Genomic DNA, 19,919 nt, shown 5'->3' on the forward strand with positions numbered 1-19,919 from the left:
CGAGCGCGGCGAAACGCCCCGGCCGGGCGCGGGGCCCGGACGGAGCGTTCCGTCTCACTGCAGACGTTCAACTGACCTTCTTGCGGTAGGCGATGATCGCGAACACGTAGGCGACGATCAGGATGCCGACGCACCAGGCGAGGGCGACCCAGATCTCGGTGCCGACCGGCTTCTCGGCGAACAGCGCCTGGATGGTGTCGACGATCGAGGTGACCGGCTGATTCTCGGCGAACCATCGCACCGGGCCGGGCATGGTCTCGGTCGGCACGAACGCCGAGCTGATGAACGGCAGGAAGATCAGCGGATATGAGAAGGCGCTCGCCCCGTCGACCGTCTTCGCACTCAGACCGGCGATGATGGCCAGCCAGGTGAGGGCGAGGGTGAAGAGGAACAGGATGCCGATGACGGCGAGCCACGCGAGCGGGTCGGCTCCGGTGCGGAATCCCATCAGGAATCCGACGCCGAAGATGATCGCCAGCGTGATGCCGTTGGCGGTGAGCGAGGTGAGGACGTGCGCCCAGAGGACGCTCGATCGCGCGATCGGCATGGAGTGGAACCGTTCGAAGATGCCGCTCTGCAGATCGTTGAAGAGCCGGAACGCCGTGTAGGCGATGCCGGATGCGATGGCGATGAGCAGGATGCCGGGAAGCAGGTAGTTCACGTAGTTCTCGGCGCCGGTGCTCTCGCGGAGTGCGCCGCCGAAGACGTACACGAACAGCAGCATCAGGGCGATCGGCGTGACCGCCGTCGTGATGATGGTGTCGGGGCTGCGGAAGATGTGCCGCATCGAGCGGCCGGTGAGTGTCGCGGTGTCGGCGACGAAGTGCGTGCTCATGCTGCGTTCTCCTTTCCGGTTGTGGAGCCCGACTTCGGGCCGACGAGGGTGAGGAAGATCTCCTCGAGGGTGGGCTGCTTCTCGACGTACTCGACCTTCGCCGCGGGCAGCAGGCGCTTGAGCTCTGCGAGGGTGCCGTTCGCGATGATCCGGCCCTCGTGGAGGATCGCGATGCGGTCGGCCAGCTGCTCGGCCTCGTCGAGGTACTGCGTGGTGAGCAACACCGTGGTGCCGGTGTTCGCGAGCTCCGTGATGACGTCCCACACCTCGATGCGTGACTCGGGGTCGAGTCCGGTCGTCGGTTCGTCTAGGTAGATCATCTCGGGATGTCCGACCAGGCTCATGGCGATGTCGAGGCGACGGCGCATGCCGCCCGAGTAGGTGCCGACTTTGCGAGCGCCGGCATCCGTCAGGCGGAACCGCGTAAGCAGGTCGTCCGCCACCTTCGCGGCGTCGGGCAGGTGCCGCAGCTTCGCGACCAGCACGAGGTTCTCTCGTCCGGTCAGGATCTCGTCGACCGCAGCGAACTGCCCGGTCAGGCTGATCTTCTGCCGCACGGCGAGCGGATCGGCGGCGACGTCGACTCCCTGCACGACGGCTGTGCCGGCATCCGACTTCAGCAGCGTCGAGAGGATGCGCACCACGGTGGTCTTTCCTGCGCCGTTCGAGCCGAGCAGGGCGAAGATGGATCCCTTCTCGACCTCGAAGTCGACGCCGCGCAGCACGTGAAGATCCTTATAGGACTTCTCGAGGCCGCGAACGGCAATGGCGGCGCTGGTCATGATCGTGTCTCCTTCTTCCTCGCGTCGTCGACCGCCTTGATCAGGCGGGCGCGCTCCTTGTCGATCCACTGGGTGCCGCCGTAAGCCCGGGCGTAGGTCTCGGCGAACTCGACCGCGTCGTCGCCGACGATGTCAGTGACCGGCGTCGCGCCGATGGCGGCGCGTTCCCACAGGTCGGCGAGGTCGACGAAGATCTGCACGAGAGTGTCGCCGTCGGTGATACCGCCGTAGTACATCGTGTAGCGGTGCTGGGCGCTGGCGACCGACCGGTAGGGTTCGGGCAGCGCGTCGATGCGCTTCTTCGCATCGCGGTACTGCTTCTTCTGTTCGAGCGATCCGGTGATCGCTTCGATCCACTTCGCGGCCATGTCAGTTCTCCTCGTTGTTCGTGTCGGTGTTGTTCTTGTCGTCGGTGCGCAGGCTGTCGATGCGTTGCGTGAGGAAGCTCCAGGTCTTCCAGAACTCCCCGAGCTCCTGCGTGCCTGCCGGGTTGAGGGAGTACACCTTGCGAGGTGGCCCCTTCTCGCTCGGCACCTTCTCGACGTCGACGAGCTTCTTCTGCTCGACGCGCACGAGCAGGGCGTAGATCGTGCCCTCGGCGATGTCGGTGAATCCGTGGTCACGCACGCGGGTCGTGATCTCGTATCCGTAGGCCGGCTGCTCGGCGAGGAGGGCCAGGACGATGCCTTCAAGAGTGCCCTTGAGCATCTCGGTCATCTGTTTGCCCATGAGGGCCTCCGTTCGTTGGTTCAGTACTCAGTGTTGCTGGGTACCGGTACAAAGTAACACTGAGTACTGGTACTTAGCAACACCGAATACTAAACTTCTTCGGAAGTGACGAGGTGGCGCCGTGCGCAACTCAGCACCGATTGCCCAGATCACCGCTGAGCGGGCGAAATCAGCAGGGGAACCGAGCATCCATGCTGAGTTGTGAACGCTGCTCGAGAGGGATGCTGTCCGGGGAACCTCGATTCACCCCGCTCGGGTCGTCCCGGCCATGCGGGGTCGATTTCGCATGTCCGTGGTGATGCGGGGTCGATTTCGCATCAGAAACGGGCCTGCGCGGTGCGTTTATGACCCCGCGTCGCCACGCGGGGCGCTGCGGGCGCCGCCGGGCGGCGAGCCGGTCAGCCGTTGAGGCGCGCCATCGCGACCTGCGCCTCGAGCAGCGGCAGGATGCGGTCTCGGTCGGGCTGCGGGCAGATGTCGAGCGCGTTCGCGAGTTCGAGCGCCAGCGCGGCATGACCCGCGGCATTCGGGTGGAACGGGTCGCCCATCAGCCCCCACGGCACTCCGCCGTTGCCGAGCTCGGTGAAGCGGGCGTGCTGGTCGACGAGGATCACATCGTCGCTCGCGGCGACCTGGCGCACGGCATCCGCGAATTCGGCGATCCTCTCGCGGCCGGGGGCGTTCGCGACGTCGATCGACGGCGGGGTCTGCAGCACCGGAACAGCGCCGGATGCGCGCACACGTGAGACGAACTCGCGCAGCGAGGCGGCGAACGCGGCGGCCTCGACCGTGACCCGATCGGGGCCGGTCGCCATGTCGTTCGTGCCGATCATGAGGGTGACGATGTCGGGCCGCCACGTTGCGACGCGGCGATCCCAGTCGTCCAGGATGTCGGTGAGGCGGTGTCCGCTGATCGCCGTGTTGATGACGGTGTCACGTGTGCGCGCGAGCTCGCCGCGGATCAGTTCGTGCAGATGCTCGGCATAGCTGCGGCCGCCCTGCGTGTGCACGAGTCCGTGGGTGATCGAGTCGCCGGTGATGACCCAGTTCAGCGGCTCGGGGCCGGCGAGCGACGCCGCGATGCGGCTGAGATCGGATGCGGCGGAGGCGGGGGAGACTGCATTCGGCACGCCCTAGAGCCTAGCGGCGGCGTGAGTGGAAGACTGGTCTCATGTCCTCCCCACTGCTCGACCACCTGCTCGCCCGCATCGTCGACAGCGGCCTGCTCGATGATCCGGTCGCCGAGAACGGTCTCGTCTACGGCCGGGCGACCATCGACGCCGCCGGTGCGGTGGTGAAGGTCAATGTCGACCCCGAGCTGGAGGACGACGAGGAGACCCTCGATGACGACGCGCTGATCGAGGCGATCACGCGCATCCTGTCGGTGTCCGAGACGCGGTGGCGTGCGGTGATCGACGAGGTCGCCGACGACATCGACGAGGCGGTCGACGATGAGCCGGTGCTCGAGCAGATCGACCTGCGCGACGATCTCGAAGCCACCTCCGTCGTGGTGTTCGCCGACGCGGTGCTGATCGCCTTCGACGCGCCGAGGCAGTTTCCGGACTCGCGGATCCTGGTGCAGCTCGACGACGACCTCGAGGTCGCCAACATCGAGGTGCGCGACCGCGACGGTGCCGAGGTCTAGACGGTCGACGACCTCGGCGGGCTCACCGGCGACGACCGCCGAGCCCGCCGGGCCTCACAACCACTTCTTGTACTTGAACACCCCGTAGAGGGCGACCGCGAAGGCGGCCATCGCGCCGATCGCCATCGGGTACCCGTGCGCCCAGTGCAGCTCGGGCATGATCTCGAAGTTCATCCCGTAGACCGTGCCGACGAGCGTGGGCGCGAAGATGATCGCCGCCCAGGAGGAGATCTTCTTGATCTCGTCGTTCTGCGCCAGCCCTGCCTCGGTCTGCCGTCGTGCGACGAGAGCGGAATGCACGGTGAGGGCGTTCTCGAGGATCGCGCGGAAAGAATCGACCCGCTCGTTCACACGGATGACGTGGTCGAGCACATCGCGCAGCGACCGCTGCAGCTCCTCGTCGATGCGGTACTTCTCCGACCCGCGGCGCAGCCATTCCAGCATCCCGGCGAGCGGATGCACCGCCCGCTGGAAGTTGATGACCTCGCGCGAGAGCTCGTAGATGCGGCGCGAGAGGGCGTCGTCATCGCTGTCGCCGAAGAGCTGGTCCTCGATCTCGTCGATGTCGTTGAGCAGCCCGGTGACGATCGGCTCGTACCCGTCGACCACCTCATCGAGGATCGCGTAGAACACGGCTTCGGGCCCCATCGCGAGCAGCTCGGGGTGCGCCTCCATGCGGCGGCGGACCGCTGCGAGGTCGGGAGACTCGGCGTGGCGGATCGTCACCACGAAGTCGGGGCCGACGAACAGGTGCAGCTCGCCGAATTCGATCGACTCCTGCTCGTCGCGATAGCGGGCGGGGCGCAGCACCGCGAAGAGCGTGTCGCCGTAGCGCTCGACCTTCGACCGCTGGTGGCCCGAGAGAGCGTCCTCGACGGCGAGTGGATGCAGGTCGAACTCGCGCGCGACGGAGGCGACCTCGATGGGGCTCGGTCGATACAGGCCGATCCAGGCGATGCCGCCGTGGGCGTCGAGCGACCGGTAGGTCTCGTCGAGGTTCTTCGGGGTCTCCACTCGGCGTCCGTGCACGTACACGCCGTTGTCGATGAGGGCCATGATGGGCTCCGTTCTCGCAGGCGCACGCCGAATCAGAGAGGGCGTGCGCAGAATTCGTCAGGGGGCGGAAGACGCCGCCGACGGCTGCGGAGCAAGACCTGCGGGTGCGGAGCCGAAGCTCAACGCACGGATGCGGTCAGACGCGACGCAACGAAGGCGGCGTCGCAACTATCACCGGACATCGCCATCACCGCCTCTCGCGCTCTGAAGGGGTCACGTGACCCGGTGTGCCAGCATACTCCCGCCGTCTGGACGCGGGATCCATGGGTGTAGTGGCGGGACTCCGCACGATTCGAAAAAGCTCGTACCTCCGTCATCTGCGGAAAAGACGACTTTTCAGAATCCTGGTGTATTCTGAAAACCTCACGATTCCGCGCGGTGCGGATTCGCGCGATTATCAGAAGGAAGCGTCGCTGATGAGTTCAGCACCCACCGAGAGTCAGGTATTGCGTCTCGTCACCGAGCGGATTCGCGACAGGATGCCACCCGGCTGGACATTCGATCCGAGTGGGGCCATCGGAGAGCGTGGTGGTGCGGATGCGTTGTTCGTCTTGGTGTCACCAGATCACCGAGCGGCTGAGGTGATCATCGAGGTCAAGGCGACTGTTCCCAGTGGCCGACACGCCCTCGGCGTGCTCCAAGTGCTTCACGAGCGAGCGCGGGCTCACGGCGCCATCCCATTGCTCGTCTCGCGGTATATCCCTCCGCCCGTGCGCGAAAACCTGCAACGAGCGGGAGTGTCGTACGCGGACGCTACCGGCAACATGATGCTGTCGGCCATCGATCCGGGGTTCTATCTCGCGGATCGGGGCGCGGATAAGGATCCCTGGCGCGCTTCTGGGCGTCCTCGTGGGACATTGAAAGGCGACCCGGCGGCGAGGGTAGTGCGGGCGCTGCTCGACTTCGCGCGCCTGTGGCGCGTGAGTGAGCTGATCGATACGTCTGGAGCGTCCACAGGCGCGACGTATCGGGTGCTCGAATATCTCGATGGCGAGGGTCTTGTCGAGCGTGAAGGTGACGGACGTTGGCGGGTGCCCTCATGGGAGCGACTACTGCGCGCGTGGGCGGTCGACTACGACCTCCTCAAGGAGAACACTGTCAGTAGATACCTCGACCCGCGAGGCATCGAGCACTTCCAGACGACCCTCCGCGACCGGGGCGACAAGTACGCCGTGACCGGAGCGGTCGCGTCGCGGGATTGGATCGCAGTCGCCCCCGCGCGATCTGTGTTCGTCTACGTCGATGACGCGCAAAGTCAGGCGGCGGGGTGGGGGCTGCACCCCACAGAAGTGGGTGTGAACGTTGTATTGCTCGAACCACGCAAGGCTGGATCTGTGCATCTCGATCGCACAGGAAGGCTCGAGAACGGCGTGACGCGAGTCTCGGCGGCGCAAGCTGCGGTCGATCTCCTGAACGGACCCGGGCGCGATCCCGCTGAGGCGGAGGCGCTTATCGGATGGATGAAGGAGGATGAAGGCTCTTGGCGACTGAATTGAACCCGGAAACCATACTGGCGCGCTCGGGTCTGCTCGACGCTTTGCACGCGCTCGGCACCCACCGCGAATCGGTTGTTCTTGTGGGCGCGCAAGCCATCTACCTTCGAACGGGCACGGCGGCCGTCGCCCTTGCAGAGTTCACGACTGATGCGGATCTCGCTATTGATCCTCGCCGTCTCGAGTCCGCACCTCTTCTGGAAGCGGTACTGACGGAAGGTGGCCTGATGCGTGACCCCCGGAACTCGAATCCCGGCGCATGGCTCTCTGGTCGGGGTGTGCCGATTGACGTCATGGTGCCTGCCGCCGTTGCAGGCCCTGGAAGACGGAGCGTGGCCCTTCCTCCACACGACAGCAGTGCGATGCGCAAAGCCGTCGGACTTGAGGCCGCGCTCGTCGACAACTCGATCATGACCGTTGGAGGGTACGAGGCAGGCGATAGCCGCGTCTTCGATGTTCGGGTGGCGGGCGCTGCAGCTCTACTCGTCGCGAAGCTGCACAAGGTAGGAGAACGCCTGGATGATCCTCGTCGCAGCGACGCCAAGGACGCGCACGACATCTTCCGCATCCTCGTTGCGACGCCGACCGGCGCACTCAAGAATGGGATTGACGGTGCGCTCAGGCACGACGTGAGTGCTGGAGTGACGTCTCGGGCACTCGTTATGCTCCAAGAGCTCTTCGCCGAGGGAGCGGGTGCGCCCGGCTCGGCGATGGCGGGGCGGGCGGAGGCAGGTATCGGCGATCCGGCTCAGACTTCGCTCGCAGCAAGCGTTCTCGCGGCCGATCTGCTGCGATCCCTCAATGAGTGATGACTCTGCGTCCAGATGTTCGCGCTTCAGCAGGTTCTGTACGCGCCATCTATGCCACCGCTCGCGTCAGCAGGCGTCGATACCGACGAGTTCGGCGCTCTTCTGCCACAGCGCCTCGGCGAGGGAGGCATCCTCGATGCGGGGGTTCACGCGACGTGTCAGCACTCGCTCGTCGTAGTACTCGCCCGAGATCCAGGTCTCGTCGGGCGTGCCCTCGATGAACCAGCTCAGGGTGCTGCCGCCCTTCTCGCTGGTGATCAGCAGCAGGCGCTTGAGCGGGGTGCGGTAGACGAACCGCATGAGCGTGTTCGAGTCCGAGGCGAAGTTGGTCTGCACGGTTCCGGGGTGGAAGGCGACCGACGTCACTCCCTCGTCGTGGAACTTCGTGTGCAGGCTCTTCGTGAACAGCACGTTCGCGAGCTTCGCGTCTCCGTAGGCCCGGTTCGCGCTGAAGTTCTTGCGGTTGTCGAGGTCGTCGATGTCGAGCTTTGCGAAAAGGCGGTGCGCGACGCTCGACGTGTTGATGATCGCCGCGCTGCCCGTGCGCAGCTGGGGCAGCAGCAGGTTCGTCAGCAGGAAGGGCGCGAGGTGGTTCACCTGCATGGTCTTCTCGAAGCCGTCGACCGTCGGGGTCGGGTCGCCGAAGATACCTCCCGCGTTGTTCGCGAGCACGTCGATGCCGCCGTCGCCGACGGCATCCGCGATCTTCGTCGCGAGCTCGCGCACGTCGTCGAGCCTCGCGAAGTCGGCGGTGAACCACTCGGCACCCGTGTCGGCGGCGACCGCCCGCGTCTTCTCGACAGAGCGGCCGACCAGGATCAGTCGGTGGCCGGATGCTGCGAGTTGACGCGCTGCGGCTGCGCCGATGCCGTCGGATGCTCCGGTGAGCACGACCGTCTTCGGGGTCATGAGGCTGCCTTCGGGGCAGGCTCGGCAGCCGCGTCCATCGCACGGCGACTGCGCGCGACATAGACGGTGTTCGACGATGTCCCGCCCGTGACGGCGTTCGCGAAGTCGACCACGTGGGCGATCGCATCATCGAACACCGCGTGCATCTCGCGCATGAAGTCGTCGTCGGGCGGATCATCCGACCACAGCGCGAAGACGCCACCGGCTGCGAGGTGCCGGTCGAGTGCGCGCAGGCCGTCTGCGGTGTAGAGGTCGGCGTGGGTGGGGTCGAGCTGGTGGCGCGGCGAGTGGTCGACGTCCAGCAGTATCGCGGAGTATCCGCGGTGGTCATCGCGCGGTGCTGCCCGAACCAGGGCGAAGAAGTCGTCTTCGACCAGAGTCGTGCGCGGGTCTTCGACGAGCTCAGCCGAGACGGGCAGCAGCAGCCTTTGATGCCAGCCGATCACCGCGCCGAGCCGGTCGACCACGGTGAGCGAGGCCACACGCTCATCGCGCAGCGCCGCGACGGCCGTGTATCCGAGCCCGAGGCCACCGACGAGGACCGAGAGATCGTCGCCGTCGACAGCGGCCAGGCCGAGGTTCGAGAGCTCCTCCTCCGCCACCGTGAACAGGCTCGACATCAGGTATTCGTCGCCGAGCCTGACCTCGTAGACCTCCTGGCCGACAGCGGGCTCGGTGCGTCGGCGCAGTGTCAGCTCGCCGATCGGCGTCTCCTGCCAGTCGAGCTCTTCGAATCTCGTGATCACTGCGGAGTCTCCCGGTCGTCGTCTGCGCTCGGCTGCGCGGGCTCCCCTGTTCTGGCCCGGGGCGGGGGAGCTGTCGTCGCGGAGGGCAGGACGATCCGCTCGGGCTCCGGAGCAGGCGCGTCTGCAGGGGGCGCGGGCGTCGCGTGCGCGGGCAGCTCGCGGGCCACCTGCTTCTCAAGCACCTGCACGGCTTCGTCGCTCAGCAGGATCAGCCCTTCGAGCTCGTCGCGCACACGGCGGTACGCCACGTTGCGCTCAGCCTGCGTGGCGGATTCGTCGACGGCGACCTTGAGCAGCTGCTGTGCGCGGTCGAGACGCTTGCGCTCGGGGTCGGTGAACGTCGAGTCGCGCAGTCTGCGGGCATCCTTCTCGGCGATCTCGAACGCCACAGCATACGCGCCCACCGCGTCGAGGTACTCCGAGACCTGCCGCTCGGTGACAGTCGAGTCGGCGGACGGAGGGCGCAGTGCATCCGCTGTCTTCTTGGCCCGCAGGAACGCGGCGACCAGCGGCTGGCGGCCGTCGCTCATGGCGGGGAAGGCGATGAGCTTCGCGACGTCGAGCTCGTAGTCGAGCCAGCGGGCGGTGATCTCGTCGTGCTCTGAGAAGAGACGCTCGAGCAGGGTGTTCGGTGCGACCGAGGCCCGTGTGTCGACGACCGCCGGGCCGATGCGCTTCGCGCGGCCGCTGCGGGCCTCGAGCTGCGCGGTCTTGATCTCCGCCTTGAGTCGCAGAGTCTCGATGCGTCGTTCATGGCGGCGCTTCGCGCTGCGCTCCCACGCCTTCGCGGCACCTCCGGCCATGCCGAGGATGGGGAAGACGAGCCACCAGTAGTTGCCCGCAAAGATCCAGAAGCCCCGGATGAACTCGTCCATGATGTCCTCAGCCTACTTCTCGGGTCAGGCGGCGTCGTGGCGATCGACCGGCCCGAGGTCGGGCGCGAGGTGCGAGCGCGGCTCCTGTGGCGGCGGTATCTGAGCTGATCGTTGGGCCGCGACGGCTGCCGGGGACCAGCATCATGGCATTGCCGCAATGGTGGGTCCGCTATCCCAGAAGATCGGTGATCTCAGGTCCGCCGTCGCTGCCGACGAGCGTGAGACTGAGTTGGGCCCGCTCAGACAGCTGCAGGGCGCTCTCCGAACGGGCGATACGCGCGTGCGTGATTCGATCTAGTCCTGCCCCAACCAGGGGTGCGCAGGTTCGTAGCGTCGCGTCACGAGCGAGAGTGTTTGTCGAGCCCCCATGCATCACGATGTTGCGTTGGCGATAGAGCCTGCGCATTGCGCTGCGTACGTGCGCCTCGACGTCGTGCAGCGTTGGGCGCTTGGCAGACATCAGGCGGATCATGCGCGACTCCGCGGCCCGATCGGACGGTGATCGGAGAGACAGGCTTTGGCCGCTTGCAAGGGCGGACGCAACGATCGCGCTTCGCTGCTGGTTGGAGGATGCTACTGCCAATCGTTTCGACACAAGGTCCTGAGTGGCCGGAGAGTGCTTGTATGAGAGGGCCGTGAGATCAGCTCGCGGCCAAGAGCACGCCACGAGCGATGCCAGCCGGTCGGCTGCGATAGCGCCTCGACCAGCTTTCGAGTCCTCGGCGTCTTGTGATGAGACCAGGAGCGCCTCGACCGCCGCCCAACCGGATGCGATCGCGGGGCCCGGAGAGCCGAGGTTGAGGACTGACGCTAGCTCGAGGGCGTCGTCCAGGTCGGTGCGGTCGTTGACGTCGTAAAGGCGGGACTCAGCGACGAGGGACAGCACAAATGCACCGCGACTCGTCCGTTCGAGTCGAAACGGGTGCTCCGATCCCGAGACCCAGATCGATCCCTGCGGTTCGGGAGCCTCATCGCGACCGCGTGCGAGTGTCGCGCGCGACACAAGCCGATCGACTCGCTCGGTTGCGAGCAGTGCTGCGCCGAGCGGATCGCGGCTCCGTACCCGGTAGGTGAAGCCTCCTACTTGCCGCACCCCTGAGGTGTTGCTCCCGTTGTCTGTCAGCCACTGGCTCACAACAGAAGCAGACCGCCACGTCGGTTCTCGTTGAGTCAGGGCCGTATTTGCCCGTGGCACGGAGCGGAAAGGAACCACGACGTCATAGTCCTTCTCGGGGCGGGTAGCTAAATCCGCTGCGGACACGAGGAGGCCCTTGAGTGTCGATTGCGTCCTGATGTGTTGGTGAACCCAGCTTCGGAGGAATGGGAGGCTGTACCCCGAGTCCAGTAGATGGGCTCCGACCGCGCGCGCAAACCGCTCGATCGACGGCCGCTTGCCGCCCCGAAGCAAGCCTAACCATCGGTCGATGTAGCCGGTGGCCGCCATCTCAGACAACTCCCGAAGGCGACGGACATGTCGGGTTCCATCCTGGAGCGAACTGCGGAGCGTCTCCGTGAGGTGTTTGCGGAACGCTGCCTCGCCGATCGCGGGATCGCGACCGGCAATCCGCTCGGCGTCTTTTGCGAGCCATGCAACCGCTCCGTCGCTCAGCACTCTTCTCGCCCGCCACTCGGTCGCTTCGATGAGTTCATCCAGCACAAGGCATGTCCCGACATCCCACAACCGTCTTTGCCATGGCGAGGTTGCTTGGAAGAAGTCGAGCAGCCGCGCCCCCACCAGGTCTGCGTACAACGAAGAACCGAACGCTTCGTCTGCTGGCGCGACGATTCCACTGGCGGTGACTGCGGCGTTGCTCATCATGCGATCATGCCGTAAACTTCAGACAGGCGTTACCGCGCCGAAAGACTAAAAGTGGAGCACCGCCTTCGGGCCGTCCTCCACTTTCTTTCGTTTCAGAGAACAACGTCCGAAGTCCCATGGCGGTCTCACCCGCCCCCAGCCTTCGCGGGCGTGCCGGAAGAGGATGCCCGCGCACCAACGCTGACTCGCTAGAGGCGCCTGGGTTCCGAGATCGTGATCGGGATGCAGAACCGATCCCGAAGTCTGGGGTCCGAACTCGTGCCCGGGATACAGAACTCGCCCGGCGCGTCGAGTCCGGACCTGTGCCCGGCGGACGCTCCCGGTTAGCCTGTGCGCATGATCATCGACGATTTCCCGCGTGACCTGCTGATGACCGGGGTGATCTTCGGGATCGCCGCATTCGTGTGGGCGGGGTGGGCGCAGGAGCGTCCGCCGAAACACTGGATCTGGCGCGTGATCCTCGGTGTGCTCAGTCTCGGCGGCGCGGCTCTGGCCGGGATCAGTCTGCCCGCGGCGATCCGCAACTGGTCGGCGCCGACGGCGATCAGCTGGGGTGGCACGGCCTCGACCTGGTATCTGGTGGTCTTCTGGATCGAGGTTGTCGTGATCATCGTGCTCGCGATCTGGGCGACGAGACGCAAGCGCACCGACCTCATCGCCCCGCTCGTGCTGGCGGTCGTCGGCATCCACTTCATCCCGCTCGCTTGGGTGTTCCAGCAGCCGGTCTTCGTGTTCGCCGGCGCACTCATGGCCATTGCCGCGCTGGCCGCTGCGCTGGTGCCCGACAGAGACGCCGCCCGGAGCTTCTGGTGCGGCATCGTGGCGGCGCCGATCCTGCTCATGGTAGGCACGATGTGCGCGGCGATCGCGTTCGGGAGGCTCTGAACCGGCATCCTGGCTCTGAGCGGACTGCAAATACTCAATTTCCGTAATTACGAACTTTTGATAAGTTCGGATCATGGAACCCGACGACCAGAGCACGATCGAGCGCCGACTGGCCGACCTCGAGCACGAGGTCGCACGGCTCTCCGCACTCGCTGGTCACTCCGCCGCATCCGCTGACGGTGCGGAAGACGGTGCGGAATTGGAGGGGATGGATGCTGCGTCAGACCCCGCCGGCTCCGACGATCCGCTCTGGTTCGTGAACGAGCTCGGCCGTCGCGCGCCAGGTGTGGTGATGATGGCCGGTGCGGTCGAGACGCAGGCGGGGCCGGTGCGCTGGCAGTACGGGCTGCATGCAGAAGGGCTGCTCGCGCACGATTGGAGCGATCTCGCCCGTCCGCTCGAAGCCCTGGGGCACCCGGCACGCATCGAGCTCGTGCGCCAGGTGATGCGCGGAGCGCACACGACGGCCGAGCTGCTGCAGCTCGAGCACCTCGCCTCGTCGGGCCAGCTCTACCACCACCTGCGGCAGCTCGTCACTGCGGGGTGGCTCGTCTCTCCGCGCCGCGGGTACTACGAGGTGCCGGCTGCCCGCGTGGTGCCCCTTCTCGTCCTGACCATGATCGCTTCGAGCTGAGGAGCCCACCGTGACCACCCCCTCGATCCCTTCCCCCGACCTGCACGACCACCAGAGCGCACCGGATGCTCCGCGCCGCCGCCCCACTCGAGCGATCCTCGCCGTGATCGGCGCGGCTGCAGTCGTCGGTGTCGCGCTCGGTGCGGCGATCGGTCCGCAGCATCAGACGGTCAGCGCGTCGACCGCGGGCGATGAGGCGCTCGCCGACCGCATCCGCTCTCTGCCCGGCAGTCTCGACAGCTTCCGCGCACTCTCGGTCGCCGAGATCGGCCCCGACGGGGCCGTCTTCGCGGGACTCGGCGATGCCGACCCGGCGGACCCCGGGGCCCCGACCGCCGACACGGTGTTCGAGCTCGGATCCATCACCAAGACCTTCACCGGCGCGCTGTTCGCCGATGCGATCGAACGCCGCGAGGTCGACGCCGACGATCAGCTCGCCGAACATCTTCCCGAGCTCGAAGGAACGGCCGCCGGTGAGGTGACGCTCGCGTCGCTGTCGCAGCATTCCTCGGGTCTGCCCGGACTCGGCGCCACGGCTGAGGCGGAGGCACTGAGCGGCGTCCTCCTCAACGAGAACCCCTACGCGACCACCACGACCGAGCAGCTGATCGCCGACGCCGCGGTCGCGCCGGTCGACCCCGATCAGGGTTCGGTCTATTCGAACTTCGCCGTCTCGCTGCTCGGAACGGCGCTCGTCGAGGCGGCGGATGCCGGTGACTACGCGGCGCTGCTGAGAGAGCGCATCACGGAACCGCTCGGCATGGACGACACGATCGTCGCCGCGACCGCCGACGAGGTGCCCGCCGATGCTGTGCCCGGATTCCTGGTCAACGGCGTTCCCGCTCCTCGGTGGTGGGGAGAGGGCTACCTGCCCGCCGGCGCGTCGACGTTCACCACCGCGGCAGACCTCGCGCTGTGGGCGCAGGCCAACCTCGACGGCAGCGCCCCGGGCACAGCAGCCCTCGACCCGACCGCGCCCATGGGAGAAGGGGTCGAGATCGGATGGGGATGGATCACATCGGCCGCGTTCGACGGCGACGGCCTGCAGACCTGGCACAACGGCGGAACCGGGGGATTCCGCACCATGCTCACGCTCGACCGCGAGGACGGCACCGCCTTCCTCGCGCTGTCGAACACAGTGGCCCCGGCCGACTACATCGCCATGTCTTATGTGTCGGGCGCGCCGATTCCCGCGGTCGACGGTGCATCCGTCGGCATCGCGTGGGGCATCTTCGGGCTCGCACTGGTGCTGAGCCTGGTCGCCCTGATCCGCGCGTTCCGGGTCAAGGCGCTGCTGCCGTCGATCGGCGACCTGATCTGGGCGGCCTTCGGCCTCCTGCTGCTTTGGCACAGCGGGCCGTGGTTCTCCGTCGGCGGCTGGCTGTGGGGCATCGCGTTCGCGCCGGCGCTCGCCGCGATCGGCATCCTCGTTCTCCGGGCGTCGCGGGCTCGCCTGCCCTTCGTCCCTCGCCGCCGCGCCTGGTACTGTTGGGCGGTCGCCGTGCTCGGCGCGGTGCTCGCCGTGGGGGTCACCTTCCTCTGGTGACCTGGTGCCGCGCCGCCCGATCTGCCAGGTCGTCGGGTGAGGACGGCGGGGCCGCCCGATCTGCCCGGTCGTTGGGCGAGGACGGCGGGGCCGCCAGACCCGGTCGTTGAGCGAGGACGGCGGAGCCGCCCGAGACGAAACGTCGCCACTGCACCGGAGGCCCCGGCTCAGAGTCCGAGCTTCTCCGCGCAGGCGACGCAGTGCGTGGCGAAGGGGCGAACCTCGAGCCGTGCTTCTGGAATCGGTCGGCCGCAGTTCGCGCACATGCCGTAAGTGCCGGCATCCAGGCGAGCGATCGCATCATCGACCTGCCGGAGTTCGGATGCCGCCGCCTCGGCGAGCCCGGTCAGCCGTGACCACTCCGACGAGAGTGTGACGCCCTCGGGGTCGTGCTCGTCGTCGTCGTTCGAGCCCTCCCGGTCGTGCATCAGCTCGGCGAGGGTGGCCCCGGTCGCTGCGACTCGCTCTGCAGCCCGGGTGCGCAGCTGTTCGAGGCGAGCACGGGCATCAGGGGTCATCTGCGCACTCTAAGACGGGGCTCCGACATCCGGCCCGCCCGACCATCGGCACCAGTCGTTCACCCAGCGTTCCGTTTCGAGTACGGCGGTCTCGTAATTCCCTGTCACCTTCGCGAGTTGGAATACTCGTGTTCTCGGAATTCGGGAACATCTCCTCCCGAAAGGTCATCATGCGCCGCTTCACCCTGCCCGCCGTCGGCCTCCTCGGCCTCGCCGCCCTCGCCCTCACCGGCTGCCAGAGCCCGACCGCCGAAGCGGCTCCCGCCGACCCGAACGCTCCCATCACGATCGCGACGCTCCCCGTCGGCGACGACCCCACCGCCGAGAACCCCATCGAGGTCTTCGCCGAGCTGCTCGAAGAATCCACCGGCCGCGACGTCGAGATCACCGACGTGCCCGACTATCTGAGCGTCGTCGAGGCGATTCGCGCCGACCACGTCGACATCGGCATCATGAGCGGTTTCCCCTCGGCCCTCGCCGTCAACACGGGCGAGGTCGACGCACTCGTCGCCTTCCAGGGCGACGGCAAGCCGGTCTCGACCTGCGTCGTGCTGAATGATTCGCCGGTCCAGACGGTCGAGGACCTCGAGGGCAAGACGGTCGCGTTCGCCGATCAGGCATCGAGCTCGGGCTACTTCATGCCGGTGTACATGCTGTTCGAGGCGGGCCTCGAACAGGGCACCGACTACGAGGCGATCTTCGCGGGCGGCCATGAGGGCAGCTTCGCGGCCCTGCAGCAGGGACAGGTGGATGCCGCCTGCACCGCCGTCATGCTCACAGAGCTCGGTGCCCCGATGTTCCCCTTCGCCGACGGCGAGTGGCGCGCGGTCGGCGAGAGCCCTGCCATGGACATCCAGGGTGCGGTGCTCGGCCGTCAGTCGCTCGATGACGAGACCCGCAAGGTCATCCAGGACGGCATCGCCGAGGTCTTCTCGCCCGAGAACGCCGAGGCCCTCGGAGCCTACGGATCGTTCGCCGCGTCCGAGCAGACCGTCGACCCCGACGGCTCGTCGTTCGAGTCCTTCGCTGAGATCGCCGCGGTCGCCGGCGTCGAACTCAAGGACCTCAAGTGACGAACCCGAGCGTTTCGTCTCGCTCCGCTCGCTCAACGAGCGACGAAGTCCTGGTCGTTGAGCGACGAGCGGAGCGACGAGACGAAACGTCCTCCACCCGCACCCCTACCGCCGAGCTGCGTCAGTCACTGCCGCTCGTGTCGGTGCGCGACCTGAGCGTCGCGTACGACATCACCACGGTGCTCGACGGCGTCGACCTCGACCTGTTCCCCGGTGAGATGGTCGCGCTGCTCGGCGCTTCGGGTTCGGGCAAGTCGACGCTGATGCGCAGTCTCACCGGCTTCGCGCCCATCTCGGCCGGGTCGGTGCGCGTCGCGGGACACGATGTCACCAACCTCGCCCGGGGCGAGCTGCGCACCCTGCGGTCTGATGTCGGCCAGGTGTTCCAGCAGTTCAACCTGATCCCGCGACTCAGCGTCATGACGAATGTGCTCACCGGAGCGCTGCACGGTGCCGGTCCGATCAACATGATCGGCGGCTTCTCGGGCGCGCATCGCCGCCGCGCGCTCGAACTGCTCGACCGGGTCGGCATCGCGCACAAGGCCAATGCCCCTGCGCGCTCGCTCTCGGGCGGCCAGCAGCAGCGCGTCGCGATCGCCCGCGCACTCATGCAGCAGCCCAAGGTCATCCTGGCCGACGAGCCGGTCGCGTCACTCGACCCCAAGCTCGCCGACTCGGTGCTCGAGCTGCTGCGCGAGATCGCGACCGAAGACGGCATCCCGGTGCTGGTCAGCCTGCACGTGCTGCCGCTCGCGCTCGCGCACAGCGACCGCATCATCGGACTGCGGCACGGGCGGATGCTGGTCGCCGGCGCCACATCACAGCTGGATGCCGCGGCGCTGTCGCCGCTCTACGACGACGAGGAGCACGACGATGACGCTCACCACTGACCCGCGTTCGACGGGCGGCCCGACCGGCAACACGGCGGGTGGCAAGGCAGACCGTCCGAACATGCGCCCCGCTCTCGATGCGGGGGAGCGGTCGCGCCTGGAGCGCGCCTTCCGCATCCCGCGTGCTCGGTTCCTGATCGGTCTGCCGATCGCGGCGCTGCTGCTGATCTGGTCGTTCAACGGCGCCGAGTTCAACTTCATCAAGCTGGGCGACGGCGCCGTCAACATGGGCGAGTTCCTGTCGAGGCTGTTTCCGCCGGACTTCTCGAAGATCGGCACGATTCTCGCGCTGCTGCTCGAGACGTTCCAGATGGCGGTCGTCGGAACCGTGCTGGGCGCTGTGCTGTCGCTGCTCGCCGCGTTCGGAGCGTCGTCGAACATCGCACCCAAATGGGTCTACTACCCGACGCGCTGGGTGATGAACATCATCCGCTCGGTGCCCGACCTCGTCTTCGCGCTCATGTTCGTCTCGGCCGTCGGACTCGGCCCGTTCGCCGGCATCCTGGCCATGACGCTCGGATCCATCGGATCGATCGGCAAGATCTTCGCCGAGGCCATGGAGCAGGTCGACCGCGGACCCGTCGTCGCGATGGAGGCCGTCGGCGCTTCCAAGCGGCAGGTCATCCAATACGGCATCCTGCCGCAGTCCGCACCCCTGCTCACCTCGTACACACTGCTGCTGTTCGAGGGCAATGTGCGCGGAGCGACCATCCTGGGCCTCGTCGGCGCCGGTGGAATCGGCCTCGAGCTGACCACCGCGATGCGCATGTACGACTACGGCCACCTCAGCGCCATCATCATCTGCATCATCGTGCTCGTCACGGCGATCGACCAGGGCAGTGCCCTCATCCGAAGGAGAATCACATGACCATCGCAGACATCGACCTCGTGCTCAGCGCCCCCGTCAACCTGCGCGATCTCGGCGGAATCCCGATCGACGGCGGCGTGCTGCGCGAGGGGCTCGCCATCCGCACCGACGACCTCGCCTACGTGCCGACCGAGGTGGCTGCACAGCTGGTCGCCGCCGGGCTCACCGCGATCATCGACCTGCGCTCGCCGCTGGAGGTCTCGGTCACCGGTCGCGGACCGCTCGCCGACTACCCCGTGGCCTACCACCACCTGCCGTTGATCGCGGATGTCGGGGAGTCGATGAAGCGGGACGCCCCCGAGCTCACCCACGACGCGATGGGGCGGATGTACCTGCGCATGGTCGAGGTCGCCGCACCACAGCTCGTCACGGCGCTGAACGTGATCGCCCACACCCCGGGAACCGCGGCGTTCCACTGCGCCGCCGGACGTGATCGCACCGGTGTCGTCGCGGCGATGCTGCTGCTCGCGCTCGGAGCGGCAGATGACGACATCGTCGCCGACTACGCCCTCACCGGCGGCAACATGGTCGCGATCATGCAGCGCACCGCTCCCGTGATGGGCGCGATGTGGAAGGCGCTCGGCTTCGACGCGGATGCCGCCGGCGCGAGCTCCGCACTGCTCGGAGGTTCGATGGAGGTGTCAATGCGCACCCTGCTCGACACTCTTCGCGAGCAGCACGGCGACGCTCTCGCTCCGCTGCGAGCGGCCGGGCTGTCGGAAGCGACGATCGCACGTCTTCGCGAGCGGGCGCTCGCCGCGTGACGACCGTCGATGTGGATGCCGGGGCGGCGGTCCGTCGTCGCCCCGGTCGTCCGCGGGATGAAGACATGGACGGCATGATCCTCGCCGCCACCCTCGAGATCATCGACGCGGGGGAGGACGTGACGGTCAGCCGCGTGGTCGCGCGCAGCGGGGTGAGCCGGGCGGCGCTGTACCGTCGCTGGCCGTCGCTCACGACGTTGATCGCTGCGGCCCTCGATGTCGGGCGTCTGGTGCCGCCGGAGTATCCGGACGATGTCGATCTTCGCGATGCGCTGTTCGACGGGCTGGGGCTCGGCGAGAACGGAGTGGCGCTGTCTGTCGCGGCATCCGGCTATGCAGAGGAACGTTTCCGTCAGCGCATCCGTCTGGTGATGGCCGACCGTGCCCTGCAGAAGGCGTACTGGCAGTCGCACGTGTCGCGCCGACGAGTGCCGTTGCTGAACGCGCTGCGCGCAGGGATCGCTCGCGGCGAGCTGCGGGCTGATCTCGATGTTGAGGCGTGCTTCGACGCGATCGCCGGCGCCGCGTACTACCAGATCGTCGTGCGCGGCGACCGGATGGACGACCCCGCAGTAGCCACCCGCATGCGCTCCGCTGTCGAGGTGGTCTGGCGCGGGATGGTCATCGCCTGAGCCCCGCCCCTGTGTTCCGGTGCGTTCGGCTGTTGGATTCCCGGATGGCGGGCGAACCGTCGTTGTCCTTCCAGCCATCCGGGATTCGATCAGCCATCCGAACCCAGACGAAGGGCATCCGATCCGCGCCCAAGTGTGCGGGCTGGGCTGGCGGGTGCGTTCGGCTGATGGATTCCCGGATGGCGGGCGAATCGTCGTTGTCCTTCCAGCCATCCGAGATTCGATCAGCCAACCTGGCGTCAAGCGTCCAGCAGCCTCAGCCACCCCGCGAGCCTGTCACTCGCCCGGATGTGGGTCGCCTCGCGGGCGCCGCCGTCGAGCAACCTGAAGCCGCGCCGGCCGGGGTGGCGTCAGCGTACTTGCCTGCCGTGCCGCCAGCACGTTCTGCCGGGTGGCGTCGATGCGCCTTCT

General features: G+C 67.1%; 22 protein-coding genes. 11 read left to right on the forward strand and 11 right to left on the reverse strand.

The window, feature by feature from the left end:
- Nucleotides 1-67: 67 nt before the first annotated feature.
- From FIV50_RS00785 to FIV50_RS00805, 5 genes are all read right to left on the reverse strand, one after another.
- On the reverse strand, nucleotides 68-835 hold the full coding sequence (locus tag FIV50_RS00785; protein WP_140035763.1) for an ABC transporter permease: 768 nt from the start codon (nucleotides 833-835) through the stop codon (nucleotides 68-70).
- Nucleotides 832-1,617: an ABC transporter ATP-binding protein gene (locus FIV50_RS00790; protein ID WP_140035764.1), complete on the reverse strand. Its 786-nt coding sequence runs from the start codon at nucleotides 1,615-1,617 to the stop codon at nucleotides 832-834. The genes FIV50_RS00785 and FIV50_RS00790 overlap by 4 nt, the downstream gene beginning before the upstream one ends.
- On the reverse strand, nucleotides 1,614-1,985 hold the full coding sequence (locus FIV50_RS00795) for a DUF1048 domain-containing protein (protein WP_140035765.1): 372 nt from the start codon (nucleotides 1,983-1,985) through the stop codon (nucleotides 1,614-1,616). The genes FIV50_RS00790 and FIV50_RS00795 overlap by 4 nt, the downstream gene beginning before the upstream one ends.
- 1 nt (nucleotide 1,986) lies before the next feature.
- Entirely contained in the window at nucleotides 1,987-2,346 is a 360-nt protein-coding gene (locus tag FIV50_RS00800; RefSeq protein ID WP_140035766.1) for a PadR family transcriptional regulator, read from the reverse strand.
- A gap of 398 nt (nucleotides 2,347-2,744) precedes the next feature.
- Nucleotides 2,745-3,476 carry an SGNH/GDSL hydrolase family protein gene (locus FIV50_RS00805; RefSeq protein ID WP_140035767.1) on the reverse strand — a complete coding sequence of 244 codons (732 nt, stop codon included), beginning with the start codon at nucleotides 3,474-3,476 and terminating at the stop codon, nucleotides 2,745-2,747.
- Nucleotides 3,477-3,517: 41 nt separating this feature from the next.
- On the opposite strand from FIV50_RS00805, the gene FIV50_RS00810 reads away from it, so the two are divergent.
- Entirely contained in the window at nucleotides 3,518-3,991 is a 474-nt protein-coding gene (locus FIV50_RS00810; protein ID WP_140035768.1) for a cytochrome C5, read from the forward strand.
- Between the two features lie 54 nt (nucleotides 3,992-4,045).
- Here the strand turns inward: FIV50_RS00810 and FIV50_RS00815 are convergent, their stop codons facing one another.
- Nucleotides 4,046-5,047 (reverse strand): magnesium and cobalt transport protein CorA, encoded by a 1,002-nt coding sequence (locus tag FIV50_RS00815; RefSeq protein WP_140035769.1) that lies wholly within the window; start codon nucleotides 5,045-5,047, stop codon nucleotides 4,046-4,048.
- A gap of 347 nt (nucleotides 5,048-5,394) precedes the next feature.
- Between FIV50_RS00815 and FIV50_RS00820 the strand changes: the two genes are divergently transcribed.
- Nucleotides 5,395-6,543, forward strand: coding sequence for a hypothetical protein (locus tag FIV50_RS00820; RefSeq protein ID WP_140035770.1), 1,149 nt, complete (start codon nucleotides 5,395-5,397; stop codon nucleotides 6,541-6,543).
- On the forward strand, nucleotides 6,528-7,349 hold the full coding sequence (locus tag FIV50_RS00825) for a GSU2403 family nucleotidyltransferase fold protein (RefSeq protein WP_219846234.1): 822 nt from the start codon (nucleotides 6,528-6,530) through the stop codon (nucleotides 7,347-7,349). Before FIV50_RS00820 ends, FIV50_RS00825 begins: the two co-directional genes overlap by 16 nt.
- 66 nt (nucleotides 7,350-7,415) lie before the next feature.
- Here the strand turns inward: FIV50_RS00825 and FIV50_RS00830 are convergent, their stop codons facing one another.
- The 4 genes from FIV50_RS00830 to FIV50_RS00845 form a co-directional block, all read right to left on the reverse strand.
- Entirely contained in the window at nucleotides 7,416-8,258 is an 843-nt protein-coding gene (locus FIV50_RS00830) for an SDR family NAD(P)-dependent oxidoreductase (RefSeq protein WP_140035771.1), read from the reverse strand.
- The gene (locus FIV50_RS00835) at nucleotides 8,255-9,004 is read right to left on the reverse strand and encodes a spermidine synthase (RefSeq protein ID WP_140035772.1); all 750 of its coding nucleotides are present in this window, start codon (nucleotides 9,002-9,004) and stop codon (nucleotides 8,255-8,257) included. The genes FIV50_RS00830 and FIV50_RS00835 overlap by 4 nt, the downstream gene beginning before the upstream one ends.
- Nucleotides 9,001-9,879, reverse strand: a complete 879-nt coding sequence (locus tag FIV50_RS00840; RefSeq protein WP_181164281.1) for a hypothetical protein — start codon at nucleotides 9,877-9,879, stop codon at nucleotides 9,001-9,003. Before FIV50_RS00840 ends, FIV50_RS00835 begins: the two co-directional genes overlap by 4 nt.
- 169 nt (nucleotides 9,880-10,048) lie before the next feature.
- On the reverse strand, nucleotides 10,049-11,695 hold the full coding sequence (locus tag FIV50_RS00845; RefSeq protein WP_140035773.1) for an integrase: 1,647 nt from the start codon (nucleotides 11,693-11,695) through the stop codon (nucleotides 10,049-10,051).
- Between the two features lie 339 nt (nucleotides 11,696-12,034).
- On the opposite strand from FIV50_RS00845, the gene FIV50_RS00850 reads away from it, so the two are divergent.
- The 3 genes from FIV50_RS00850 (at nucleotide 12,035) to FIV50_RS00860 (ending at nucleotide 14,763) form a co-directional block, all read left to right on the forward strand.
- A complete protein-coding gene (locus tag FIV50_RS00850) occupies nucleotides 12,035-12,583 on the forward strand; it encodes a hypothetical protein (RefSeq protein ID WP_140035774.1) in 549 nt (182 codons plus the stop codon).
- 73 nt (nucleotides 12,584-12,656) lie between these two features.
- Nucleotides 12,657-13,217: an ArsR/SmtB family transcription factor gene (locus FIV50_RS00855; RefSeq protein WP_140035775.1), complete on the forward strand. Its 561-nt coding sequence runs from the start codon at nucleotides 12,657-12,659 to the stop codon at nucleotides 13,215-13,217.
- A 10-nt stretch (nucleotides 13,218-13,227) separates the two neighbouring features.
- Nucleotides 13,228-14,763: a serine hydrolase domain-containing protein gene (locus FIV50_RS00860; RefSeq protein ID WP_140035776.1), complete on the forward strand. Its 1,536-nt coding sequence runs from the start codon at nucleotides 13,228-13,230 to the stop codon at nucleotides 14,761-14,763.
- Nucleotides 14,764-14,930: 167 nt separating this feature from the next.
- Here FIV50_RS00860 and FIV50_RS00865 read toward each other — a convergent pair whose 3' ends face one another.
- Nucleotides 14,931-15,281 carry a TraR/DksA family transcriptional regulator gene (locus tag FIV50_RS00865; RefSeq protein ID WP_140035777.1) on the reverse strand — a complete coding sequence of 117 codons (351 nt, stop codon included), beginning with the start codon at nucleotides 15,279-15,281 and terminating at the stop codon, nucleotides 14,931-14,933.
- A gap of 128 nt (nucleotides 15,282-15,409) precedes the next feature.
- Between FIV50_RS00865 and phnD the strand changes: the two genes are divergently transcribed.
- Genes phnD through FIV50_RS00890 form a run of 5 tightly spaced genes read left to right on the forward strand, consistent with a single transcriptional unit; the run spans nucleotide 15,410 to nucleotide 19,508 of the window.
- The gene (phnD, locus tag FIV50_RS00870; RefSeq protein ID WP_258184354.1) at nucleotides 15,410-16,354 is read left to right on the forward strand and encodes a phosphate/phosphite/phosphonate ABC transporter substrate-binding protein; all 945 of its coding nucleotides are present in this window, start codon (nucleotides 15,410-15,412) and stop codon (nucleotides 16,352-16,354) included.
- A complete protein-coding gene (locus FIV50_RS00875; RefSeq protein ID WP_258184355.1) occupies nucleotides 16,351-17,244 on the forward strand; it encodes a phosphonate ABC transporter ATP-binding protein in 894 nt (297 codons plus the stop codon). Before phnD ends, FIV50_RS00875 begins: the two co-directional genes overlap by 4 nt.
- Nucleotides 17,228-18,112 carry a phosphonate ABC transporter, permease protein PhnE gene (gene phnE, locus FIV50_RS00880; protein WP_258184356.1) on the forward strand — a complete coding sequence of 295 codons (885 nt, stop codon included), beginning with the start codon at nucleotides 17,228-17,230 and terminating at the stop codon, nucleotides 18,110-18,112. The genes FIV50_RS00875 and phnE overlap by 17 nt, the downstream gene beginning before the upstream one ends.
- Nucleotides 18,109-18,876 (forward strand): tyrosine-protein phosphatase, encoded by a 768-nt coding sequence (locus FIV50_RS00885; RefSeq protein WP_140035779.1) that lies wholly within the window; start codon nucleotides 18,109-18,111, stop codon nucleotides 18,874-18,876. Before phnE ends, FIV50_RS00885 begins: the two co-directional genes overlap by 4 nt.
- Nucleotides 18,873-19,508, forward strand: a complete 636-nt coding sequence (locus FIV50_RS00890) for a TetR/AcrR family transcriptional regulator (RefSeq protein ID WP_140035780.1) — start codon at nucleotides 18,873-18,875, stop codon at nucleotides 19,506-19,508. The genes FIV50_RS00885 and FIV50_RS00890 overlap by 4 nt, the downstream gene beginning before the upstream one ends.
- Nucleotides 19,509-19,919 lie beyond the last annotated feature (411 nt).

Source organism: Microbacterium foliorum, assembly GCF_006385575.1.
Lineage (GTDB): Bacteria > Actinomycetota > Actinomycetes > Actinomycetales > Microbacteriaceae > Microbacterium > Microbacterium foliorum_B.

Excerpts from the sequence above, each read along its gene's own strand:
- FIV50_RS00845 (WP_140035773.1), bottom strand. The coding sequence starts at position 11,695 with ATGAGCAACGCCGCAGTCACCGCCAGTGGAATCGTCGCGCCAGCAGAC.
- FIV50_RS00795 (WP_140035765.1), bottom strand. The coding sequence starts at position 1,985 with ATGGCCGCGAAGTGGATCGAAGCGATCACCGGATCGCTCGAACAGAAG.
- FIV50_RS00815 (WP_140035769.1), bottom strand. The coding sequence starts at position 5,047 with ATGGCCCTCATCGACAACGGCGTGTACGTGCACGGACGCCGAGTGGAG.
- FIV50_RS00885 (WP_140035779.1), top strand. The coding sequence starts at position 18,109 with ATGACCATCGCAGACATCGACCTCGTGCTCAGCGCCCCCGTCAACCTG.
- FIV50_RS00850 (WP_140035774.1), top strand. The coding sequence starts at position 12,035 with ATGATCATCGACGATTTCCCGCGTGACCTGCTGATGACCGGGGTGATC.
- FIV50_RS00790 (WP_140035764.1), bottom strand. The coding sequence starts at position 1,617 with ATGACCAGCGCCGCCATTGCCGTTCGCGGCCTCGAGAAGTCCTATAAG.
- FIV50_RS00800 (WP_140035766.1), bottom strand. The coding sequence starts at position 2,346 with ATGGGCAAACAGATGACCGAGATGCTCAAGGGCACTCTTGAAGGCATC.
- FIV50_RS00830 (WP_140035771.1), bottom strand. The coding sequence starts at position 8,258 with ATGACCCCGAAGACGGTCGTGCTCACCGGAGCATCCGACGGCATCGGC.
- FIV50_RS00785 (WP_140035763.1), bottom strand. The coding sequence starts at position 835 with ATGAGCACGCACTTCGTCGCCGACACCGCGACACTCACCGGCCGCTCG.
- FIV50_RS00865 (WP_140035777.1), bottom strand. The coding sequence starts at position 15,281 with ATGACCCCTGATGCCCGTGCTCGCCTCGAACAGCTGCGCACCCGGGCT.
- FIV50_RS00810 (WP_140035768.1), top strand. The coding sequence starts at position 3,518 with ATGTCCTCCCCACTGCTCGACCACCTGCTCGCCCGCATCGTCGACAGC.
- FIV50_RS00855 (WP_140035775.1), top strand. The coding sequence starts at position 12,657 with ATGGAACCCGACGACCAGAGCACGATCGAGCGCCGACTGGCCGACCTC.
- phnE (WP_258184356.1), top strand. The coding sequence starts at position 17,228 with ATGACGCTCACCACTGACCCGCGTTCGACGGGCGGCCCGACCGGCAAC.
- FIV50_RS00840 (WP_181164281.1), bottom strand. The coding sequence starts at position 9,879 with ATGGACGAGTTCATCCGGGGCTTCTGGATCTTTGCGGGCAACTACTGG.